Annotated in this window: 20 protein-coding genes and 1 other annotated feature; of the genes, 5 read left to right on the top strand and 15 right to left on the bottom strand. The window is 53.2% G+C overall.

Annotated elements, in window-relative coordinates; translation table 11 throughout:
- Positions 1-27 precede the first annotated feature (27 nt).
- The 7 genes from J2X61_RS21995 to J2X61_RS21965 all read right to left on the bottom strand — a co-directional run bounded on the left by J2X61_RS21995 (position 28) and on the right by J2X61_RS21965 (position 6,104).
- Positions 28-540, bottom strand: a complete 513-nt coding sequence (locus J2X61_RS21995; protein WP_274467896.1) for a DinB family protein — start codon at positions 538-540, stop codon at positions 28-30.
- Between the two features lie 103 nt (positions 541-643).
- Positions 644-931 carry a ferredoxin family protein gene (locus J2X61_RS21990; protein WP_274467895.1) on the bottom strand — a complete coding sequence of 96 codons (288 nt, stop codon included), beginning with the start codon at positions 929-931 and terminating at the stop codon, positions 644-646.
- Positions 928-2,238: an FAD-dependent oxidoreductase gene (locus tag J2X61_RS21985; protein ID WP_274467894.1), complete on the bottom strand. Its 1,311-nt coding sequence runs from the start codon at positions 2,236-2,238 to the stop codon at positions 928-930. The genes J2X61_RS21990 and J2X61_RS21985 overlap by 4 nt, the downstream gene beginning before the upstream one ends.
- Positions 2,235-3,353 (bottom strand): electron transfer flavoprotein subunit alpha/FixB family protein, encoded by a 1,119-nt coding sequence (locus J2X61_RS21980; protein ID WP_396135482.1) that lies wholly within the window; start codon positions 3,351-3,353, stop codon positions 2,235-2,237. The genes J2X61_RS21985 and J2X61_RS21980 overlap by 4 nt, the downstream gene beginning before the upstream one ends.
- A gap of 90 nt (positions 3,354-3,443) precedes the next feature.
- The gene (locus J2X61_RS21975; protein WP_274467893.1) at positions 3,444-4,283 is read right to left on the bottom strand and encodes an electron transfer flavoprotein subunit beta/FixA family protein; all 840 of its coding nucleotides are present in this window, start codon (positions 4,281-4,283) and stop codon (positions 3,444-3,446) included.
- Between the two features lie 695 nt (positions 4,284-4,978).
- Positions 4,979-5,416: a GNAT family N-acetyltransferase gene (locus tag J2X61_RS21970; RefSeq protein ID WP_310190586.1), complete on the bottom strand. Its 438-nt coding sequence runs from the start codon at positions 5,414-5,416 to the stop codon at positions 4,979-4,981.
- 37 nt (positions 5,417-5,453) lie between these two features.
- Positions 5,454-6,104, bottom strand: coding sequence for an HAD family hydrolase (locus J2X61_RS21965; protein WP_274467892.1), 651 nt, complete (start codon positions 6,102-6,104; stop codon positions 5,454-5,456).
- A gap of 161 nt (positions 6,105-6,265) precedes the next feature.
- On the opposite strand from J2X61_RS21965, the gene J2X61_RS21960 reads away from it, so the two are divergent.
- A complete protein-coding gene (locus J2X61_RS21960; RefSeq protein ID WP_310190584.1) occupies positions 6,266-7,378 on the top strand; it encodes an MHYT domain-containing protein in 1,113 nt (370 codons plus the stop codon).
- 56 nt (positions 7,379-7,434) lie between these two features.
- Here the strand turns inward: J2X61_RS21960 and J2X61_RS21955 are convergent, their stop codons facing one another.
- Positions 7,435-8,754 carry an MFS transporter gene (locus J2X61_RS21955; RefSeq protein WP_274467890.1) on the bottom strand — a complete coding sequence of 440 codons (1,320 nt, stop codon included), beginning with the start codon at positions 8,752-8,754 and terminating at the stop codon, positions 7,435-7,437.
- A 212-nt stretch (positions 8,755-8,966) separates the two neighbouring features.
- Here J2X61_RS21955 and J2X61_RS21950 point away from each other — a divergent pair, with 212 nt between their 5' ends.
- The 4 genes from J2X61_RS21950 to J2X61_RS21935 all read left to right on the top strand — a co-directional run bounded on the left by J2X61_RS21950 (position 8,967) and on the right by J2X61_RS21935 (position 12,387).
- Positions 8,967-9,731, top strand: coding sequence for a sulfite exporter TauE/SafE family protein (locus J2X61_RS21950; protein ID WP_274467889.1), 765 nt, complete (start codon positions 8,967-8,969; stop codon positions 9,729-9,731).
- A 194-nt stretch (positions 9,732-9,925) separates the two neighbouring features.
- On the top strand, positions 9,926-10,327 hold the full coding sequence (gene panD, locus J2X61_RS21945) for an aspartate 1-decarboxylase (RefSeq protein WP_274467888.1): 402 nt from the start codon (positions 9,926-9,928) through the stop codon (positions 10,325-10,327).
- Positions 10,320-11,054 (top strand): YheC/YheD family protein, encoded by a 735-nt coding sequence (locus J2X61_RS21940; protein WP_310190580.1) that lies wholly within the window; start codon positions 10,320-10,322, stop codon positions 11,052-11,054. The genes panD and J2X61_RS21940 overlap by 8 nt, the downstream gene beginning before the upstream one ends.
- A gap of 133 nt (positions 11,055-11,187) precedes the next feature.
- Positions 11,188-12,387 (top strand): threonine synthase, encoded by a 1,200-nt coding sequence (locus J2X61_RS21935; protein WP_274467886.1) that lies wholly within the window; start codon positions 11,188-11,190, stop codon positions 12,385-12,387.
- A 45-nt stretch (positions 12,388-12,432) separates the two neighbouring features.
- Here the strand turns inward: J2X61_RS21935 and J2X61_RS21930 are convergent, their stop codons facing one another.
- The 7 genes from J2X61_RS21930 to J2X61_RS21900 form a co-directional block, all read right to left on the bottom strand.
- The gene (locus J2X61_RS21930) at positions 12,433-13,065 is read right to left on the bottom strand and encodes a hypothetical protein (RefSeq protein WP_274467885.1); all 633 of its coding nucleotides are present in this window, start codon (positions 13,063-13,065) and stop codon (positions 12,433-12,435) included.
- Between the two features lie 90 nt (positions 13,066-13,155).
- Positions 13,156-13,305, bottom strand: coding sequence for a hypothetical protein (locus J2X61_RS21925; protein WP_274467884.1), 150 nt, complete (start codon positions 13,303-13,305; stop codon positions 13,156-13,158).
- Between the two features lie 50 nt (positions 13,306-13,355).
- Positions 13,356-13,526 carry a hypothetical protein gene (locus tag J2X61_RS21920; protein WP_274467883.1) on the bottom strand — a complete coding sequence of 57 codons (171 nt, stop codon included), beginning with the start codon at positions 13,524-13,526 and terminating at the stop codon, positions 13,356-13,358.
- A 106-nt stretch (positions 13,527-13,632) separates the two neighbouring features.
- The gene (locus J2X61_RS21915; RefSeq protein WP_310190576.1) at positions 13,633-15,519 is read right to left on the bottom strand and encodes an arginine--tRNA ligase; all 1,887 of its coding nucleotides are present in this window, start codon (positions 15,517-15,519) and stop codon (positions 13,633-13,635) included.
- A gap of 48 nt (positions 15,520-15,567) precedes the next feature.
- Positions 15,568-15,800: a binding site (T-box leader), on the bottom strand.
- 48 nt (positions 15,801-15,848) lie between these two features.
- Complete coding sequence (locus tag J2X61_RS21910) at positions 15,849-16,724, bottom strand: EamA family transporter (protein ID WP_310190574.1); 876 nt, start codon at positions 16,722-16,724, stop codon at positions 15,849-15,851.
- A 60-nt stretch (positions 16,725-16,784) separates the two neighbouring features.
- Positions 16,785-19,013 carry a GDYXXLXY domain-containing protein gene (locus J2X61_RS21905; RefSeq protein WP_310190571.1) on the bottom strand — a complete coding sequence of 743 codons (2,229 nt, stop codon included), beginning with the start codon at positions 19,011-19,013 and terminating at the stop codon, positions 16,785-16,787.
- A 506-nt stretch (positions 19,014-19,519) separates the two neighbouring features.
- Entirely contained in the window at positions 19,520-21,262 is a 1,743-nt protein-coding gene (locus tag J2X61_RS21900) for a methyl-accepting chemotaxis protein (protein WP_310190568.1), read from the bottom strand.
- Between the last annotated feature and the right edge of the window lies 1 nt (position 21,263).

Raw genomic sequence — 21,263 nt, 5'->3', positions numbered from 1 at the left:
AGCCGCTCCCGGTGGACTCTTCTTTCGTTATACGTAACGTTCGCGCGCAATGCCGAGATGATGTTCCGCATGACCTGCGATTACGTAAGCCAGCGCTCTTGCCGTAATGTCATACGTGCTGGCGTTGCCAACACGCGGCCAAGCTGACACCCCGATCGTTGTCAGCAGTGTAAACGTCGCCTGCCGGACCGCTTGGAAATCCGCGATCAAGTCGGCCAGCGGCACATGGTCGAAGCTCCCGTTCTCGATGAAAATATCCTGATCGAAACCGGGCAGCTTCGTCGTATCCCCCCGCGCGACGCGCAGCATCCGGTAGCTCATGACACGCTCCGTATCCGTCATGTGGCCCAGCAGTTCCTTCAAGCTCCACTTGCCAGGCGCATAGCGCGCAAGTCCTTGTTCTTCGGTTAATCCGGAGAAGAACCCGGTGATCTCCTCAAGCTGGCGGCGGAGGAAAGTCTCGTAATCGCCATCCGGCACTTTACTGATATACATTTCATAATAAGAGTTATATTCGCTTGCTTCAGGTCGTTTCAGCATAATCGCCGTTGTCTCCCTTCCATGATCAGCCTATGTAATAGACTCATCATACCGGAAACAAGGTGAAATTTGAAGAACTTTCCTCTCCAAAATATAACGTGCACTAGCCAAACTTATACGTCATACCGTATCCGCCCTTCGGATATACCCATTCGATGTTATATGACGGACAAGCAATCCGGCACGTTCCGCATTCAATACAGTTCTCATAAGCAACTGTCGTAATTTTGAGCTTTTTTTCCCACTCGTACACGTCCGAGGGACAGAAGTAATTGCAATCCTTCGTCACACAGCTCACACAAGTCTGCTTATCCTTAATTACCAGGTGAGACTTGTCGTCGCATTTGTAGCGAATGGTAAACAGCTTATCGGAAATGTCGCTTTGACTCATCCGTTCATCGCCCTCCATCCCTTGTAGCCCAGCTTCATGAGGTTGACCGTACCGCCTGCGGCGTTCTTAATCAGCTTAACCGCCATTTTCTGCTTATCCGCCTTCGTCGTCCCGTCCACCAGGAACATATTGTAGGCGGCTTCGTTCAGCGCCTTCGGCAGCTTATCGAACAGCAATCCGGGATCCTGATCCTTCAGGAATTGGTGCATGCCCTTATATTTTTGCAAATCCTTGTGCACGAACGATTCGCGTATTTTTTGATCATATGCCTGCATGGACGCGGCGGAGAAATCTCCCTTGGCTTTGGCTTCCACAATCGCTTCACCGGCAAGCCGGCCCGATGTCATCGCCAGGTTCGTGCCTTCGCGGTGCACGAAGTTGACCAGCTGCGCGGCGTCGCCGCAGACACACCAACCATTGCCCGACAGTGGCGGGATGGAATGGAAGCCGCCCTCGGGAATCAAGTGGCCCGAATACTCCTTCGTCTCCCCTCCCTGGATCAGCTTGCGGATCATCGGATGCTGCTTGACGGCGTCCAGAACCGCATACGGCTTCACTTTTTTATCGCGAAGATGATTGACCATCACGCCGACGCCCAAAGAAATCGTATCTTTGTTCGTATACAGGAAGCCCATCCCCGCCATGCCCAGCGAAGTCTCACCCATGAATTCGATCGTCACGCCCTCGTCGCCTTCGAGCCCGAAGCGGTCCTCGATCTTCTCCTTAGGCAGTGCGATCACTTCTTTCACGGCAAGGGACACCTGGTCCGGCATCCACTCTTTATGAATCCCCATCGCTTTGCCAAGCAAGGAGTTCACGCCGTCCGCAATGACGACTACGTCGGCATACAGATCCCCGTCATCCCGGTCCGTGCGCACGCCGACCACCTTATCACCTTCCCGGATGACGTCCAGCGCGACCGTTTCATAGACCGGAATGGCTCCCGCTGCGACAGCTTTGTCGGCGAACCACTGGTCGAATTTGACACGCAGTCCCGTGAAACAGTTATACGGCTCCTTGTACGCCTCGTTGCGGTGACCGAACGTGACCATGGACTCTTGCCCCATCATCCAGATGCGCTGCTCCACGATGTACCGCTCCATCGGGAAGTTCTTCTCTTTCCAGAACTCGGGCACGAGCTCCTCGATCTGCTTCCTGTAGAGGACGCCGCCGAAAATGTTTTTGGCCCCGGGGAATTCCCCTCGCTCGAGCAGTACGACCGATAAGCCGGCGCGCGCCATCGTTAAAGCAGCCGCCGCACCGGCCGGTCCTCCGCCAACGACGATCGCATCGAATTTTTCATTCATTTGGCCTCACTCCTCTCTCGTGCTGCACGAGCCTCTTTCTTGGCAGGCGCCGCCTCGCTCTTCTTCTCGCCTCCCGGGGGAGCGCTTTCCGGCAGCCGCTTGCCAAACAGCGTCCGGCGCTGCTTGATTTCCTGGGTGATTGCCGGCACCAGCTTAAACATATCGCCTACGATCCCATAATGCGCGAATTGGAAAATCGGCGCCTTCTCATCTTTATTGATGGCGACGACTACGTCGGAATTGCTCATGCCGACGGTATGCTGAACGGCTCCGGAGATGCCGATCGCGAAATACAGCTTCGGCCGCACGGTGGCGCCGGTCTGGCCGACCTGGTGCTCATGGCCGATCCAGCCGGCGTCCACCGCTGCACGGGATGCGCCGACGACGCCGCCGAGCGCCTCGGCCAGCTCGGCGAGCATCCCGAAGGCATCGGGGCCGCCAAGCCCGCGGCCGCCGGCTACGATAATCTCGGCTTCCTCGAGATTGAGCTTGCCTGTTTCGCGCAGGAAATCCAGCACCTGCGCGGCGATCTCTTCCTCCCGCATCGCGGCCTCGATGCGAACGATCTCGCCTTGGCGCGCCGTATCCTTGGGCAGCGCCTGAAACACGCCGGCACGCGCCGTCGCCATCTGCGGCCGGTACTGCTTACAGAGGATGGTCGCCATCATCTTCTCGGAAAATGCCGGCCGGCTCGCCAGCAGCAGCCGCGACGGCGGCGGCTCCACGTCGAGCTGCGTCGTGTCGGCCGTCAGCCCCGTCGGCAGGTGCGTTGCGATCGCACCTGCCAGGTCGCGCCCCGTGGCTGTCGCGCCGAACAGCACGATCTCGGGCTTCGCTTCCTCGATCAGCTTCAAGCAGACCCGGCTGTACGGCCGGGTCCGGTAAGTGCGAAGCTCCGGGGCTTCGCAGAGGTACACCCGGTCCGCGCCGTAATGCACGGCTTCCTCGGCGAGATGTTCGACATCGTCGCCGATGACGAGCGCCATGAGCGGCGCTTCCAGCTTCGCGGCCAGCTTCTTGCCTTCGCCCAGCAGCTGCCAGGACACCTTCTTCGCAACGCCGTCACGCTGCTCCACTACGATGAGCACGCCCCGATAGGCGGACCAGTCGGGCATTGCCGCTTCGGCTTGGTCTTGTTCATTAGCCAAGATGACTCCCTCCATTCGTTACGAGATCGCTTATTATACGCATGAGCCGTCTCTTCCTCATGGCGACGACCAATCGAGCAGCTTCTGCATATCGTCCGTGAGCAGCTGGTCGGCCAATTGAGCGGCGGCCGCTTCCGGCGTATCAGACGTAATCATTTGCGTCTTGACAGCCTTTACCTCCGGCACCCAGGTTTTGGCGACGATCGTCGGCGAACCTTTGAGCCCGATTTTGGCCCGCTCCAAATCCGGGAAGTCCGCTGTCGTCCATACCGTCGGCTTATACCGTGCCGCGCGGATCATGCCCGGCAGCGAGGCCCGCCTAACCTTGTTCAGTTCCTTGAGCGCCGTAATCAACACCGGCATGCTTGTCTCCACAACTTCGATGCCGTCTTCCAACAGCCTGTGCACGCGCACCTTGCGCTTCTCTTCATCAACCTGAACCACTTTATTCACATACGTCAGCTGCTCCAAATCCAACCGGCAGGCAACGCCCGGCCCCACCTGTCCCGTATCGCCATCCAGCGTTTGTTTGCCGCAAAACACCATGTCCACCGGTCCCCACGTTTCCGCAATCTTGCGGATCGTTCGCGCGACCACATAGGAAGTCGCAAGCGTGTCCGCTCCTGCAAAGCCGCGGTCGGTGACCAAAACGGCGTCATCCGCACCGAGGGAGATGCACTCCTTAAGGCTCTTCTCTGCAGGTGGCGGCCCCATCGTGACGACCGTCACCCTTGCGCCGGTTTCATCCTTAATCCGCAGCGCTTCCTCCAGCCCGTGCATATCGTAGAAATTGACGATACTGGGGACGCCTTGGCGGATTAACGTATTGTTTTTCGGATCGATACGAATTTCTCTGGAGTCAGGAACCTGCTTAATACATACGACAATATGCAGCATCTCTGCACCCTCCTGTTTCTTCGGGGGAACTCTGTCGCATCCATTGACAAAGCACCCGCAATGCTTGTCATCATTGTGAAATTTGTCACTAAACGCCGCATAGAAATCGCTTTCAACAAAAAATGATGCTATACATAGCCTACAACAATATATGCTTCCGAAAATCTAACATGACACTTACTTTTGACCGTAGCTCCGCAGATATCACAGAAAGTACAGTTTTTCACTTATCGTAAGGTTCGTGAGGCTGGTCAAGAAGAGCAGGCGTAAATATGCATCTTGTAGATATCGCAGAAAGTGCTGTTTTGGATATTGCGAGGTTGATGAGGTAGGCAAGACCCGGCGCACTCATGCATTTTGCAGATATCACAGAACCCACTGTTTCGGATTTGCGAGGTTGATGAGGTAGGCAGGACCCGGAGCACTCATGAATTTTGCAGATATCACAGAATCCACTGTTTCGGATTTGCGAGGTTGATGAGACAGGCAGGAACCGGCGTACTTATGCATTTTGCAGATATCACAGGAAGCACTGTTTTTGTTCGTCGGCGCTGCCACAGTGACTAACCCGCAATTTAGAAATTCTGTTGTATCTACAAAGATATCCCCCAATATTTCCGGCCTTCCGCTTTAAGTTGGCACAAAAAAGGCTCGTCAGGATCCTCCAAATCCTGACGAGCCTTTTTGCGTTTCAGCTACTCATCCTCCGGGTCTATCTCATAGGTGCAAACAAAGCGCTCGACGCCCGGATATTTTTCGCCTATGCTGCGAATGACGAACCCGATGCTTCGGTAAAACTGCACAGCCTCCTCGTCCGTTTCCACGACGATTCTGAGGGGATGCATGTCTTCGATAATTTCGAGAATGATGCCCCGCCCGAAGCCCGCTCCCCGGCTATGAGGCTCCACAGCCAGATGATGAATGGTCATCTCTTGGTCGCGATTAATGTCAAACCCGATAATGCCAACGAGGATGCCTTCGGATTCGTATCCATAGAGCATCAGGTTGGAGTCATTCACATAACGGCTAACCGTCTCTTCCAACTGATCGGGATCGGGAAATATGCTATAGCCGAGCAAGTCCTGTATTTGTTGTTCATGCAGCTTGAATTTCACATCGATCAGCACGTGCACTCACTTCTTTCTCTTGATTTGCAAATTTTAGATTAACCTAAATATAATCTAACAGACGCAACAGCTTGTCAATGTGCGCTGCTGGCCGAACTCTTTTTTCCGCCATCGCAGATGAAGGTGAGTCTCCATAGCTAATAAACGGAATCCCCGCGTCCTCGGCTGCCCTGCCGTCTATCCAAGAATCTCCGATCGCGATCCATTGATCACCCTTCAACGAGTTAAAATGCTGCAATACAGTCAAATTGCCTGAAGGAGAAGGCTTCATCGCTTCCATTTGCTCGCGGCCTACGATGAGATCGAAACGATCCTTAATCCCCGTTATCTGTAACGCGCGGATGGCGGCTGCATGCGAATTGTTCGTCACGATGACCAGCTTATACCTGCCATACAACCGGTCCAAAAGCTCGGCTGCGCCAGGCTCGAGCCCGGCCCCCTCCATTCCCTTCAGCTCATGGGTGGCTGCGATGCGCAGAGCCTCGGCTATCATCTCGTCGGTTGCTCCGTTCTCACTCGCGTAAGCAAGAAGTGTCGATGTCGTATGCGCATCCGCCTGAAAGTTTGCGGGCAAGAGTCCCTTTTCCGCCAACCATGCCGCTACCTCGCTCTTCATCGCCTTGAAGTCAATGCGGGATTGAAGCAGCGTATTATCCATATCAAAGATAATGCCTCGAATGCTTTTTGGAACCATCTTCGATCCTCCTTTCCCTACTTTTGCAAAGTTTTCGTGGATTTCGACAGTTTTCGCTAAAAACACTTATTAAGCGCTATATACAGGCTATTACTCAGTTACTATAATAAGAAAGCAGTGTATTCCGGATTGAGAACACTTTTCAATGAGAGGTATTATATATGCAGCATGCACTTGCGAACCACTATACGATGTATCTTGTTATGCTGGCATTCGTCATTATTTGGCTAGCCTCTTATACATGTCTGAGTTTATCCCACCGTATTGCCATCAGCAAGGGGTGGCAGCAAAAGCTATGGATCGCCTGCAGTGCGATGACGATCGGATCAGGCGCATGGTCCATGCATTTTATCGCCATGCTCGCACAATATCATCCGGACCGGCTAGTTTATAACGTTCAGACCATCCTAGCATCATTGGCGGTTGTCGCCGCCGGTTCGCTCATCGGTTTTTTCATTGCGTTTCTAACCGGTCCCGGCGTTCCGAGTATACTAATTGGCGGAGTCTTTATGGGACTTTCCGTTTCCAGTATGCACTACATAGGTCTGAGTGCCATCAATGCGGTTGAGGTCCGTTTCTCACCGGTGCTTTTCATCCTCTCCGTACTGCTCGCCGTCGCTGCCTCGATTGCCGTACTCAAGATGTCTGTCGCAAGCAGCCCCAAAATACTCATCCGAGGCTTCCTTATCTCTGTAACTATCACGGGTATGCATTATTTGGGTACGCTATCCGCTTCGGCCGCACTCCCGTTGAACCATACGGAATACGGCGAGAATGCTTCGCAGCTGAACGCTTTCGTACTAGCGATGCTGATTGCATTCGGTACGATTATTTTTTTATCGCTGATAATTATTTACTCGCTCCGAATCGATCAGAGGCTCGCCGACCACTCCTCGCTCAAAGCCTTGCTGCTCGATACTAGCATCGACAGTATTCTCATGATTAACAGCCGGGGGTGGATTATTGAATTTAATCCTGCCGCAGCGGCTACGTTCGGGTATAGCCGCAAACAAGCATTATCCATGACGATGCTCGACTTCCTATACCCGTTCGATCAGAACGGAGAAGCTGCCGCTTCCTTGTACAGGCAATTAGCCCGGCAGGATGCCGCTCTCCTCGGCAAGCGGGTTCACATGAAAGCCTACCGCTCCGACCGTTCCGCATTTCCGGCTGAAGTTACGATTACGAAGATTCCATACGCCGGTAATATGATATTCGCGGCTACGGTTCGTGACCTGACCGAAGGTAAGCATGAATTTGCCGCTATTTCCTAAATAGGGTGGATGATGAAATACCCTGAGGCTGCTGCCTCAGGGTATTGGGATTGCAATCAAGCTGTCTGCTTGGCCGGTGATTGAAGTAGAAACGGGATGAACATCGAGACCAGGCTGGCAATGAAGCCGAACACGAACATCCCGTGAAACCCGCTGTAAAACATCGTCGATTTGGTTAGTATGGCGCCCATAATCGTCACGCTCACCGCTGTGCCGATATTGCGGGCGAACAATTGGAGCGATGTGGAAATCCCTTTTTGATGAGGCTCAACAAGCTGCTGGGAACCAATCGTGGAAACCGTAAAAATTAATCCGTAGGCAAGTCCGAGCATGGTCATCGTCGCGAAGGAGTACCAGAAGGATGTCGCTTCGTTCATCAAATACAGCATGATCGCCGTCACCACGAGCAGACCGTTCCCAATAATGAGCAGCGGCTTGTAACCGTACTGCAGCACCCATTTACCGCTTGGAACGGCGACTGCCATCCAGCCTATGGACGTTCCCAAGAGGGCAATGCCGCTTATGAACAGCGAATGACCTTGATTTTGCAGGAAAAGCGGGATAAAGCTCGAAGTCCCGAACAAGGCCGTACATGTGATGAAAGAAATAGCGATCATGATCGCGATCGGCCGGTTGCGCAGCAAATTGAGCGGCACGATCGGGGCGCTGATTTTTTTCTCATAAAGGAAAAAGACGATCATGCAGATCACGCCGAGTATGCCGTATATGTAATTGTTCCGCTCGACTGTCGTCGTTAGCAGCAGCAGGGAAATCCCGGCCGCAAACAGCGCCGCTCCGCCGTAATCGACCATTGATTTCTTCGGTTCATATACTTCCTTATACGGCTTCAGCGCAATTAAGGCGACCAAACAGATCGGAATATTAACGAAGAAAATCCATCGCCAACTCATATATGTGACGAAAAATGTACCTAGCAGCGGCGCCAACACAGCCGCCAATCCCCACATCGCAGTGAAGAACGCCTGCACCTTCCCCCGCTGCTCAACCGGATAAATATCTCCGGCGATAATCGCAGGAAATGGCATCATAACCCCCGCTCCGATCCCTTGCACCGCGCGAAATATGATGAGCTGCAGCATGCTCTGGGACATTCCGCAGAGCACGGATCCGCCTAGAAATAAAAGAATACCGGCGGCATAAATCCTTTTCCGACCGAATAGATCAGATAATCGTCCGGCTAACGGAGCCAGTACGGTCGATAGCACCATATACGAGGTGAAAGCCCATGCAAACAGGTCTTCGCCGCCAATCTCCTTCACAATAATCGGCATCGTCGTATTGGCGATCGTCGTATCCATTGAAGCCACCAGCATCGCGAGCACAATACTGATCATGACTGTCGTTCGATTGCTCAAATCACACACCTCCAAGCTGTCTTCTAAAACTGTCCTCCAATGTCACATCCACATATTGTAACTTATTCTCCGCTTAATGAATAGCATGTACGGAGATTGGATTGCCAAAAGCCTTCGTTCACATCAAAAAAATTTCTCTTTACATATCGCTTCTCCATATAATAAAATTAATCCAATTGAATTAGTCGGTAATTGATTGGGGACATGACAACATGACTTTAAGCGTTTTGTTAATGGGTGTAATCGTTGGTTTTCTGGTCGGATTGACCGGAGTTGGGGGAGCTTCGCTGCTCACCCCCATATTAATCCTGATTGGGATTCATCCATCTATTGCCGTAGGCACGGACCTCCTTTATAATTCCATCACGAAGCTGTTCGGCACGATTCAGCATTGGCGGCAGAAAACAATTGACTTCAAACTGGTCAAAATGCTAGCCATGGGCAGTATACCAGGCGTCATCCTCGCAGTTATTTTTTTGAAAATTTTCAACTCCTTCTACCACAATCAAGAGGTCATTATTAAGCACGCGCTTGGCTATGTCTTGATTCTGGTCGCTTTTGCCACTCTGTTCAAAGTGTTCTTCGGCCATAAGATCAAGGAGAACCGCTGGCAGCTTAGAAGCCTGGAGGAGAAAAAGGGGCTGACGATCACGATCGGCGCCGTCCTCGGATTCGTGGTCGGATTAACCTCGATCGGCTCCGGCTCGTTGTACGCGATAGCGATGCTCTACTTTTTCCGCATGGTACCCGCTACGCTCGTCGGAACTGACATCGCACACGCCTTCTTCCTGGCTACGACAGCCGGCATTTTGCACGCAAGCATGGGCAATGTGAATTATACGCTCGTCATTAACCTGCTGCTTGGTTCGATCCCCGGCGTACTGCTTGGCAGTATGTTGGCTACCAAGGCGCCAACGAATGTCCTGCGGACGATTATCGCCTCTTTAGTTTTAATTAGCGGCCTTAAATTAATTTAATCCGCCGCAGAAACGCCCGAGCCCGCTCGGGTTTTTTTGTGTGCAAACGGATGTCGATTCCTGCGATTACCCGGGAAATCGGCATGGTATCTACCCATTTTTGGGAGGGGCTGGGCCATTGCCTACACAAGAAGACTTGCCTTCATCATACGTTGTGATGAACACCCAATGTGATGATAAAGGAGCTACTGCATATGCAGCGACTAATGTGTAAAGGCAAGATCCACCGTGCCACCGTGACGGAGGCCGATCTGAACTATGTCGGGAGTATTACGATAGATGCCCTGTTGATGCGGAAAGCGCACATTTTACCTTACGAAATGGTGCAGGTCACGAGTTTGCGCAATGCGACCCGTTGGAAAACATACGCCATTCCGGCTCCGGAAGGCTGCGGCAAAATCGGGCTGAACGGACCGCCGGCCCATCTGTTTCAACCCGGCGATCTTGTCATTATTTTGAGCATGGGGCTAATGAACGAGGAAGAAATCAGCGTCTTGAAGCCGCAGGTGGTATTCGTGGATGAACACAATCAAGTGCTGCGTGTGGAAGAGCACGACATTGTCATTCAAGAGCAAGAAGTGAAGTCCTATGAGTAATCTCAGCACGAGCAAATGGACGAAATACAAGCTGCTGCGAAGATCGGAGGAGCTCCGGGCGCATCTCCCGGAAACCGCTTGGCTGAAGGAGTCGACCTTCTGGCGAATGATCGATAAATACGGTCAAGTCATTATTAAGCCGACCGGCAGCTATGGCGGGCATGGCGTTGTGCGAATCAGAAAAATGGGAGATTCCGAATATGAAGTGCAAGACGGAGCCCGCAAAAAACGGTACACGAGCCAAGAGCAGATGGCCGCTTATCTCAAAAAGAAGGCTGGGAAAAATTACATTGTCCAGCAGCGCATCCATCTGGCCACGGTGAACGGCCGTCCCTTCGATCTGCGGGTCATGGTACAGCGCCACCCCCGCTCACCGTGGCAGGTGACGGGCAAGCTGGCCAAAGTTGCCGGAGCAGGCTTCATCGTGACGAATATTCGCATGAGCAGCGGCAAAGTCGTATCCGTTGATCATGCCATCCGGCATTCGGCATTGAGGACGATGCGATCCGGCGATCTCCTTGCCCGGCTGGATAGAGTCGCTCTGAAAAGCGCAGCCAAGCTCGGTCCCTCCTATCGCTGGGTGAAAACGATGGGCATCGATATGGCATTGGACACTGAGGGGCATGTGTGGATTATTGAAGTTAATTTCGCTCCGATGCTGGAGCTGTTTCTGAAGCTGAAAGATAAATCGGCCTTCCGAAAAATCAAGTCTTTTCACAAAAAATAAACAAAAGCAAGAGACACAAGCCGTCTCCATCTTCGCCTCACGGTAATAGTCTACATTAGAGTTTGCATGTGCGAATTCATAGGATGACAACTACAACAGTTTTCCCGCTGAAAACGGTGAGGAGGCCCAAAAGATGAAGCAATTGGGGCTTTATTGCTCACGATGTTCGGCAAAGCTCCCGTTCCGCTACCAAGACATGAAATGCGCGTGCGGCGGTACGTTGTTGGTCGAGTACGACCTGGAGCGCTTGTCCCGAACATTCAAGAAGGAAGCCTTACTGACTCGCTACCCATCCATGTGGAGATACAACGAACTGCTTCCGGTGAGTGACCCGGATTGTATCATCACGCTAGGCGAGGGCTGGACCCCGCTTGTTCGCATGCAGGAATGGGAAGCCAAGCTGCCGCTCCGGCAGCTGTGGATTAAACGAGAGGAGCAGAACCCGACGGGCAGCTTCAAATCACGCGGTTTCTCCGTCGCCGTCTCCTTATTGAAGGAGTCCGGCGCCGCCAAGGCTGCCGTACCTTCGAACGGCAATGCCGCGGGCGCGTTGGCTGCCTACGCCAGCCGTGCAGGAATTGAGGCTTCCGTCTTTATTCCTCAAGACTGCCCGCCGCTCATCGTGGAAGAGTGTCCCTTATACGGCGCCGACACTTACCTCGTCGACGGCTTCATTCACGATGCCGCGGCGATCATCGAAGCCGGCAGGACGGAGCAAGGCTGGGTAAACGTCGGCACCCTGAAGGAGCCGGGCCGTGTCGAAGGCAAGAAAACGATGGGACTTGAGCTCGCCGAGCAGCTCGGATGGACGTTCCCGGACTGCATCATTTATCCGACCGGCGGAGGCTCCGGTATTATTGGCATGTGGAAAGCCTACCATGAGCTCAAAGCGCTTGGCTGGATCGACGGTCCGATGCCGAAGTTCGTCTGCGTGCAGGAGGAAGGCTGCCAACCGATCGTTGACGCGTTGACTCAAGCTCCTCCGCCTGCCGGCGTTGAAGCTAGTCCGACCGGCATGCGTGTCCCGCAGCCGCCCGACTTGGAACTGCTGCTGTCGATTGTGCAGCAGAGCGGCGGCACGGCGCTGGCGCTCTCGAAGCGCCAAATCGCCGAAGCTACGCGCACGTTGGGCGCGCAGGGCATCTCCGCGTCGCCGGAGGGCTCGGCAACGTGGGCCGGACTGCTCGCGCTCTGCGACAGCGGCTGGCTTCGCCCGAGCGACTCCGTCGTGCTGTTCAACACGTCGCACGCCATGAAATACGCGAAGCTTGGCAGCGGCTTCACGGTTCCGACGATCAGGAGCTATGCGGATTATGTGCAGCTCCGTCACTGATCACGGCCAAAAAAAGCCAGGAGGCTGAAACCTCCTGGCTTTCTATTAAGCTTGGCCGAGATTATTTTCTTCGTACAGACGGTACATCGCTTGAATCATCGGCTCCGCAGGGTCGCGATTCAATAAATATAACGTCATTAAATATTGCAGCGGAAGCGCACAAGTGTTATTGCCCTCTTGTACCGCAACAAAGCCGGCTTCCAGAACCGGACCATGCTCCTCATGAAGCTCGAGATCCACATAAATCTTCTGCTCCGGGAACTCTTCACGTACAGCCGTAGCTACATATGGAACGATGTGCTTATCGAGCAGTTCCTTCGCGTCATCCTCGGTTTGCGGCGGGTTCGGCAGCGGATGACTTTCCGGGCTTCTCAATAAATCCACGAAGAAGGAAGACAGCCAAAGGCCCGCGTTCGGATTCGTTTGGAAGTTACGCATAATCTCATTTAAGAAAAATCCGCATGTCGTGAATTTCTCTTCTTGTTTAAGAGTAAAAGCAAACATCGGACCATAGATCGGATTGTTTCCAATTTGGCCATCGACTTCATATTCCGGAAATTGCGCTTTCACAACTTCATTGATGTGTTGAAACCAAGTCATTATGATTTGGGCTTGTTCTTGCTCCAGATCTTGGGTTGTATTTTCTTCAGCTTGTGTATCGATCTCTTTTTCTGTCATTGGGGTGAAAGCCTCCTGAATCATTCATATTGGCACGAATATACCTATTGTACCGCATTTAATCCCGTTCAGAAAGCTATTGTTGCATTTTTAAGGCCGGATGCGGACGACGCCGACCTCCGAAGCGTTGACCGAGATCGAATTGCCGCCTTGGCCGATCGTCGCGCTCGCGGATTGTCTCACTCTGACTTTCGTTTTGCCGCTGCTGTAGCCGGACTTTTTACTCGATTTGCGCTGCATGCCTTCACCCCCTCTCGTCGAACGAAAATTATCCGTTTCCCGACGGGGTGCTACCGCTTTTTACGTTTTTTTTGCTTTTTGAAGATTTGAATATTAAGCGCATTGCTGGCTAGGGCATTGCCCATCTTAGCCGATGCCCGGGCAGTTTGATAGATTTTAATGACGATAAATTGTTTTTGACCGATACGGTAACGATACGTTTTCACTTTGGACTGAAGCATAGCAGGCTCCTCCTCGTCAACGCCGAACAATGACGTGTATGAAGTAGCATATGCAGCAGGATGACAGGCTGTATCGGCACTCGCATATCATCCGTCCGTGTGCGGGCTACAACCGTTTCGGCGTCGGCATGCCGAGCAGTTCGAGCGCTTGATGCAGCCTGCTTCTCACCAATTGCGTGATCCACAAGCGATGCGCGATGCGGTCCTCATTGCCTTTCAACACAGGACATGCGCTGTAGAAATGATTGAACAGCGAGGCCAGCTCAAACGCATAATGACAGATTAGGCTCGGTGCCAGCTGATCGGTTGCATTGTCCAACGTTTCCGGCCAGTACGCCATATGGCGCAGCAGCTGATACTCGGGTTCCTCCAGCAGATTCCCGGCAAAATGGGCCTGTATCGCCTGCAGGCGAGGTTCTTTCTGCGCTTTATCCAGAATGCTGTTCGCTCTCGTATACGCATAGAGCAGATAGACGCCTGAGTTTCCCGTTACCTCAGTCGCCTGCTCCATATCGAAAACCACCTCGGTCTGCAGCTGGTACTTCAGCAAATAGTAGCGGATCGCCGCCGCGGCGATCGCTCTGCTGGATATGCCCGCTTTCCTCGAACGCTTCGCGTCGATCACCTGCTCCATGCGATCCAGCAGATCCGCTACTTTGATGCCGATGCCTTGGCGGCCTGACATCGCGTAGGAGCCTTTGCCATCCGACGTATCGATGCCTAGCCCCGCTGCCGTGCCCGGACTGAGTGACACGACGCCATAACTCACATGCTTGAGCTGGCTGGCCTGTTTCTCGTATCCCAGCACCTCCAGCGCGAGCTTCACCATCTCCTGCGGATATTGCTGGCGATAGTCGATAACGTTAATGACCATATCCGCGTGCCCGATCGGTTTTTTACGGCCCTCGGCTGCTGTGGACCAAAGTCCGTCTTCCCATTTTTTATAGACAAAGTCATTCTCGAGCAGTCCGAACTTCCACAGATGATAAGCGATGTCCTTGGCCGTATAGGTCAGAATGCCGTTAGAACGCACGAGCACCTTATCTCCCTGAAAGTCTTGGCTATCCGTTGACGCATCCGCGCTGTCCTCCGCCTGTTTGAGCACCCAGCAGCCGGCCAGCTTCCCTTCCGTCACTTTGTGGAACATGTTCGTTCGGTTTAACAGCTCGAACGTCGTATCCCAGAATCCGGCGCGAACGATGGAGCTCTCCCAGACCAGCACATCGTAGTTGATACCGAACTGCTTCATTTCCTCCAACTGCTCGCGGACGATCCGTTCCGCCACCAGAGCGCCCATCCAAGCCAGATTGGATGTACCGCTCTCAATCGCGTGCAGCACGACAGCGCGCTGCTCCGCCAGCTCCGGCTGCGCTTTATAAGCCTGATTCACCTTCGCGTACGTTTCCCAACAGAAATCGCCGAAACGCAGAAACGCTCCTTCGGATTGCGTATGAAGAATGCCTACCACCGTATCCGCCAGCTGATTGCCAAGGTCGTCGATGTAGTTGTGCACCTCCACCTGATAGCCCGCATGAGACAGCATGCGAGTGAGCGTATCCCCGATACAGGAATTACGCAGATGGCCCACATGCGCCGCTTTGTTCGGATTGATCGAGGTATGCTCCACCAGCACCTTCGTTTGCTCGCGACGCATACGCTGCTTATCCTCCGTCTGATAAGCGCCGGAAGCCCATACGTTCCAATCGATATAGAAATTCAGAAATCCGGGAGCCACGGCAGCTACCTTGCGGAACAAGCCCTGCACCGAACCGCCTTCTTCGATGCGGCTTTGCAGCTCCCCGGCGATTTGCAGCGGTGATCTGCGTACGATCTTGGCCAATTGCATAGCAATATTGGAGCTGTAGTCTCCATGCTCGGGATGTGCGGGATGCTCGGTCAAGATCTTCAATTGTGCCGGGCGTTCGGCGGCATAGGCAGCGAGCAGCGCTTCGACATGCCCCTCCAGTTCTGCAAGGATAAGCTGTTGAATCATGGATAAACCCTCCCTCTCTCGAATAAATACAAAAAGCCCCCGTCTCTAATAAGAGACGAGAGCTGTTTCATTCCCGCGGTACCACTCTAAGTGTTAAATCTGCGGATGATGTCCGGATTTAACCCCTCCTAAGATAACGGCATGCGCCGGATCCCCCTACTCACCAGTTCGGGAGACCATCTCCCAGGTCCGCTTCGTTCCTGACATTCGTACCGGTTCCCACCAATCCCGGCTCGCTGCGACTGTCCGACAAGAACTACTGTCCTGTTCCTCAATGTTCACTATCAAGTTATGAATTGACTGAATATTACTGCAATAAGTGCCGTTTGTCAAGAAGCAACCAACTTCATCATCACAATTCCGATAAAAGCAAGCGCCAGCCCGGACTGCTCCAGCCTGGAAAACCTGTCCTTCAATATAAATCGCGTGTACAGCAGTACGATTAGCACGTTTAGTGCAACGACGGCGGATACAAGGCCCGCCTTGCCATGTTCAAAGCCATGCAGGATGAAGATCATGCCGACCACATTCGTTATCCCCACGAGCATCCCGAACAGAAATGTGCGCTGCTCCGACCATTTCGCAGAGGAGATCGCCACTTCCTTTCCGGGTTCCCGTGCCGACTGGTCCTTCAACCACCATAGTCCGAAACATACGGTGCCTGTGGCGAACATGCAGAACAGCGTCGGAAACAGCGGAGCGGATACGAGCGTCGTCCATTTGCCCGAGAGATCGTTACCGGCGAAGAGCAGCAGCGCCAGCGCTCCCCATCCGGCCCCTTGCAAATTCTTCATCGTGATTTCATTGGAATATCGGACGACGAGGATGCCGATGACAATGATGACGAAGGCTGCAAACTGCAGCATATTCAGCCGTTCGTCCCAGATCAGGTAGGCGACGAAGACGACGACGACGGATGGCAATCCCGTGAGGATGGCCACGAGCGAGGCTTTCCCTACGGCAAAGCCTTTGAACATACTTGCGTTAGCTCCGAAGGAAAACAGCCCCATCTGAACGCCGATCAGCGCCGAAACCGTCCAATCCTGATGCAGAAGAAAAGCGCTGATACCGCTGATCAGAGCGCCCATGAAAAATGTGCCGCAGAGCAGCACATTCCGATTCAGCGATTGCTGGCTGGTCCAGTGATAGAGGATGCCCCGGAGCCCGAAGCTTAGAGCCGCAAGCACGGAGTACATAAGCCACATGCGAAATGCTTCCCCTTTCTAACAACATGCCAAGATCGGGTAATTTTATCACACTATGCGCTATTGAACAACCGTCTGCTGCAAGATCAGCCGCTCCAGAATGGCATCGCCGTTCTTGGAAACCTTCACTTCGGCGAACTTCGCCTGCCGTTCGTAATCGCTGCCGGTTCCTTCTGGGATGAAATAGTGCTCGATGCCGTATTCCACGGTTTCGAAGCCGGTCCGTTTGCCGTTCAAACGAACTTCACCTGCCGCCAGCGGCTCCCCCTTCTTATAAACGCGGCTGAACTCATAAACGCCCGTGGCTGCATTCGGAGCCAGCACGACCGTAATGCGTTTGGAGGCGGCCTCCTCCGGCCTGTCGCCAAAAATAGGCGGCTCCGAAATCGTGTACCGCAAGCGCACATAATCGCCTTGGATCAGCGAGCGCGGGTCGAGCGGCTCCAGCTGCAAGCGGATCTGCTGGCCGCTTGCGAGCAGCCACTCGCTTTTGCCGATCTGCAGCGACATCGCGGCAATTTGCAGCACGACCAGCACGGCGATCACAAGGCGGTTCGCCGCATAGTCGGTCTTCGCAGCGGGTTCCGCCGCCGCCTCAGCGTGCTTCTTCTCGTACCATACGGTGAAGGCGAGAATCAGAATGCCTAGTATCGCGAAGGTGAACGACTTGTGCAGCAGCTTCCAGGCGAGATCGTAATATTTGTACACAAGGAACGCTGTCCAGAAGCCCATCGACCAAGCGAACACCCATCTGATTTGCAGCTGTTTGCTGACCGCCAGAGCCAGCAGGACTAGCAGAAAGAAGAAGCCATTGGCCACATAATACCAGTACGACTCGGTTATAAAAGTGAGAACGAACATCGACAGCAGCAATGTTGGGTAAGCGCTGTACAGCACCGGCTGCCTGATGGAGGCATTCGGAATGACCTGACCGCCGGCGAATAGAGCAAATAAGAGAACCGTAAGGATGGTAACGACCGTTACGCCGCTCTCGATCCAGTTAAATAAGATAGCAGCGGTTAGCACGATGGCGGCCAGTACAAAGAAAATGCGGTGCAGCAAGCCCGTTATATAAATAAACGCTGCGACCGTAAGCGCCAGGAATGCCCATAGCACCGGAACGTTCTCGGAGAACGCGGCTGCCCCCGCGCCCAGCAGCAAGCCGCTGATGAGAATCGTGTACCGGACGAGTGCGTTCAGCTTTTTCGCCGCAATCATCCCAAGCACAACCGCAAGGCCGTAACCGATCAAAATATTGGCCGGCTCTTCGAACCCGAGCACCAACGTCACGATGCCGATGACGGTCAAGCTGCCTAGCAAAGAACCGACGATCACGACGGAAACCGTCAATACGCGGACGACCCATTTGGTGAAATCGCCATCCGCTTTCCCGCTCCCGGATGCTCCTTCAGCCTGCTCATCCGCAGCAGACTGCGTGCCCGACGGCTGCCAAGCCCGTATATAATTCATAAATTTCACGTTGGCACCGATGAACACGATGATGAACAATAAGCTTACTATGAAGAACAGTTCATTATAATAGTGGGCGACCAGCTCGATATATTTCACCGTGATCGCAGCGGAAATCCAGAGTCCGGTAAACAGCAGGTACGCTTTGTTTGTCGTCTTATGCGTATATCGGACGGCTGCTGCCAGCGCAATAACGAGCGGCAGATTCATGAAGACGCCATAATCCTCGAAGGCGTGTGAATTGGAAACATACACCAGCATGCCCAATGCCGCTTGAAACGAAATCCATTTCAGGAAGGGAGCTTGCAAGCGCCCTTGTTCCGTCCATACGAAAAGCGCGCCGTTCACCAGCACCAGGCCCAGCCAGACGGCGAGCTGAACGGCTTCCGTCTCCAAGCTTCCCTGCCATCGCGGAAAGAAATAATAGCCGTAAGCCAGATGGCCGAGGATATAAGCCAGTACATAGAACGGCTGCCACCTCGTTAACAGGCTGAACAGAATAGCCGGAACGAACCAGACGGCGAACAACGCATAACTGTCCGCATGCGAGTTGTACGTTTGCCCGATAACACCGATTCCCACCCCGAAGGAAATGCAGCTGGCGAACAAGCTGAGCTTGCTGAGAAACTGCCTGCCTGATTGCCGGGATAACCATATGGATAATCCATAGAAGCCGAGGATGAGGAGGAAGGCGGGAACGAATTTCTCCCAGCGGTTTAGCTTCTCCCAGTTGGTTGCGAAAAAATATACAATGGCGGTTAGCAGCGCGCTGGCTCCCAACACATAACCTAATTGAATTGTGATCCATTTCGATTTCATGTTGCAGGACCTCCTCTCGTCATACTCTTATTGTTACTCAAGTTACGCCGATTGAGAAGTACTATCTATTCCTAGTACCTGATCATTAGCCCTGGTGATTATCCCCTTGCACCGCACTGCGGTAAGGTTTGCCGGTGCCATTCATAAGAAAGCTCGGCTCCTCCAAGAGAGCTAAGCCTCTACCGAGAGTCCCGCCCATAGCGGGAATTTCTCCTGTTACATGCAGCCTGGCGGATCCTCGAATGCTGAATAACAGGAATTCCTCCCGTTATTCAGCCCGTACTTGCAGCCTTTACGCGAAATGGGGATGAATGAACGGGAGGAATTCCCTTTATTCGTACAACTAGGCTAATTTTCTCGCGAATAACGGGAGAAATTCCAGTTACGACCTGCGGCTGACCAAGAAAAGCTCGGCTCCCTCAACGAGAGAGCCCCGCCCCGCCGCAGTTCAATAAAAAGAACCGTCAAAGTGACGGTTCTCCAAGGCGATCATCCGCCCGCTTCGTTCATTGCTTCATGTTAAACTTCTGCACGGAACCTTGAAGCGCTGCCGCCATCTCCGACAGATTCCGAATCGCCGCCGTGATTTCCTGGATGGAGGCGCTTTGCTCCTCAGCGGCGGCTGCAACCTCCTCGTAGCCCGCGGATTGTTCTTCCGTAATTCCGGAGATCCGCTGCATCACAGCCGAAATCGTCTCGAACGATTGGACCGCTCGTTCCAGCGTATCCAAGAGTCGATCTGTCCTTTCGGAAAACATGGATATACCATTGAAAATGATCTTGAAATTCTCATAGGTATCGTGAATCCACGTTTGCCCCTGCTCCACGGCTTGATTGCCTTGCGTAATGCTCGCCATCACCACAAGACTGTCGTTCTGCGTGCTGGATACAAGATCCGTAATCGAGCTCGCCGCACGAGTAGACTGCTCGGCCAACTTCTTCACTTCGCCGGCAACGACGGCAAAGCCTTTGCCCTGCTCGCCGACACGGGCCGCTTCGATCGATGCGTTCAACGCCAGCAGGTTCGTCTGCTGCGCAATTTCGGTAATGATATGTATGATTTCGCCGATCTCTTTGGAGCGATTGCCTAATTGCTGAGCCGCTTCTTCGGATTGCTTCATTTCCTTCTGAATCACGTTCATTTGATGCAGCGTTTTCTCCACAAGCTGCTGGCCGTCAACCGACTGCGCCCCGACTTGGTGGGCCATGAGCTGCATTTGTTTGACCTCCGACGTCACTTCCGTCAGCTCCCCATTGATTTCGAAGATGGATGTCGTGCTGTCCGTTATCGACGAAACGACTTCCGCGACACCGCCGTACATATTGTTCATCGAGACGGCGACGACGCCGGCACTCGAGCTCGACTCGTCCGCCGAGTGATACAATTGCTCGCTGGTCTGTGTGATCATATTGGCGGAGGTGAACATTTGGCGGATCAGAATGTCCAGATTCTCCCGCATGACATTGAACGCCCCGGCCAGCTTGCCGATCTCATCCTCCCGCTGGATATGCACCCGCTCGGATAAATCGCCTGCCGCCACCTTCTCCGTCATATGCATCAGACGCACAACCGGCCTCGTTACGCTTCTGCTGATGAAGTAGGCGATCAAACTGCCTAGCAGAAGAATAAGCAGCGTTATCATGATCATCGTCCAGACCAACTCCTGCTTCGTCTGCGGGATGACCGTTGCGTCGAGATCGATGCCGACGATGCCGATGTTTTCACCGTTTTGGTTGCGGAGCGGTGCGAATATGGATTTATGAATGCCGTACTCATCTGTATAAATGGAACTGATCACCGGCTTATCCTGCTTGACGGCTTCGTTCATCTCAGGCGTGAACGGATAATCGGTGCCGTAATCGTCCTCTACGCCGGTTAGCACAATGATCTGTTCTTTGTTGTCTTTCTTCATCAACACATAGACGTTCTCCAGCGAATCTTCCTTCTTGAACGCCTCGAATTGTTTTTTGATTCGCTCATAAGCTTGGTGTTTCGTATCCGTAATCTGCTCGGGGCGGTCCGGAATGACAGCGAGGTAGTTCGTCACGTTCTGAATATTCGTCATTAACCGCAGTACGAACTGATCCTCCAGCTTCGCGGATAACTTGGTGGAGATCCAGTAGCCGGATAAAGAAAAGATGCCGCTGACCAATAAGAGCAGCAATACGATGCTGGCGGTCATCTTCACCGCGAGACGGGAACGGAATCCGTTCACCGCTTTTTTAAAATATGACTTAATCCCTAACATT

The organism is Bacillus sp. 3255 (assembly GCF_031456485.1).
GTDB lineage: Bacteria > Bacillota > Bacilli > Paenibacillales > NBRC-103111 > Paenibacillus_E.
This window is presented reverse-complemented; position numbering and strand designations above follow the sequence as displayed.

Bases quoted from the DNA above. Each gene is read 5' to 3' on its own strand.
- J2X61_RS21995 (WP_274467896.1), bottom strand. From the start codon at position 540: ATGCTGAAACGACCTGAAGCAAGCGAATATAACTCTTATTATGAAATG.
- J2X61_RS21990 (WP_274467895.1), bottom strand. From the start codon at position 931: ATGAGTCAAAGCGACATTTCCGATAAGCTGTTTACCATTCGCTACAAA.
- J2X61_RS21985 (WP_274467894.1), bottom strand. From the start codon at position 2,238: ATGAATGAAAAATTCGATGCGATCGTCGTTGGCGGAGGACCGGCCGGT.
- J2X61_RS21980 (WP_396135482.1), bottom strand. From the start codon at position 3,353: ATGCCCGACTGGTCCGCCTATCGGGGCGTGCTCATCGTAGTGGAGCAG.
- J2X61_RS21975 (WP_274467893.1), bottom strand. From the start codon at position 4,283: ATGCTGCATATTGTCGTATGTATTAAGCAGGTTCCTGACTCCAGAGAA.
- J2X61_RS21965 (WP_274467892.1), bottom strand. From the start codon at position 6,104: ATGGTTCCAAAAAGCATTCGAGGCATTATCTTTGATATGGATAATACG.
- J2X61_RS21960 (WP_310190584.1), top strand. From the start codon at position 6,266: ATGCAGCATGCACTTGCGAACCACTATACGATGTATCTTGTTATGCTG.
- J2X61_RS21950 (WP_274467889.1), top strand. From the start codon at position 8,967: ATGACTTTAAGCGTTTTGTTAATGGGTGTAATCGTTGGTTTTCTGGTC.
- panD (WP_274467888.1), top strand. From the start codon at position 9,926: ATGCAGCGACTAATGTGTAAAGGCAAGATCCACCGTGCCACCGTGACG.
- J2X61_RS21940 (WP_310190580.1), top strand. From the start codon at position 10,320: ATGAGTAATCTCAGCACGAGCAAATGGACGAAATACAAGCTGCTGCGA.
- J2X61_RS21935 (WP_274467886.1), top strand. From the start codon at position 11,188: ATGAAGCAATTGGGGCTTTATTGCTCACGATGTTCGGCAAAGCTCCCG.
- J2X61_RS21930 (WP_274467885.1), bottom strand. From the start codon at position 13,065: ATGACAGAAAAAGAGATCGATACACAAGCTGAAGAAAATACAACCCAA.
- J2X61_RS21925 (WP_274467884.1), bottom strand. From the start codon at position 13,305: ATGCAGCGCAAATCGAGTAAAAAGTCCGGCTACAGCAGCGGCAAAACG.
- J2X61_RS21920 (WP_274467883.1), bottom strand. From the start codon at position 13,526: ATGCTTCAGTCCAAAGTGAAAACGTATCGTTACCGTATCGGTCAAAAA.
- J2X61_RS21915 (WP_310190576.1), bottom strand. From the start codon at position 15,519: ATGATTCAACAGCTTATCCTTGCAGAACTGGAGGGGCATGTCGAAGCG.
- J2X61_RS21910 (WP_310190574.1), bottom strand. From the start codon at position 16,724: ATGTGGCTTATGTACTCCGTGCTTGCGGCTCTAAGCTTCGGGCTCCGG.
- J2X61_RS21905 (WP_310190571.1), bottom strand. From the start codon at position 19,013: ATGAAATCGAAATGGATCACAATTCAATTAGGTTATGTGTTGGGAGCC.
- J2X61_RS21900 (WP_310190568.1), bottom strand. From the start codon at position 21,262: ATGTTAGGGATTAAGTCATATTTTAAAAAAGCGGTGAACGGATTCCGT.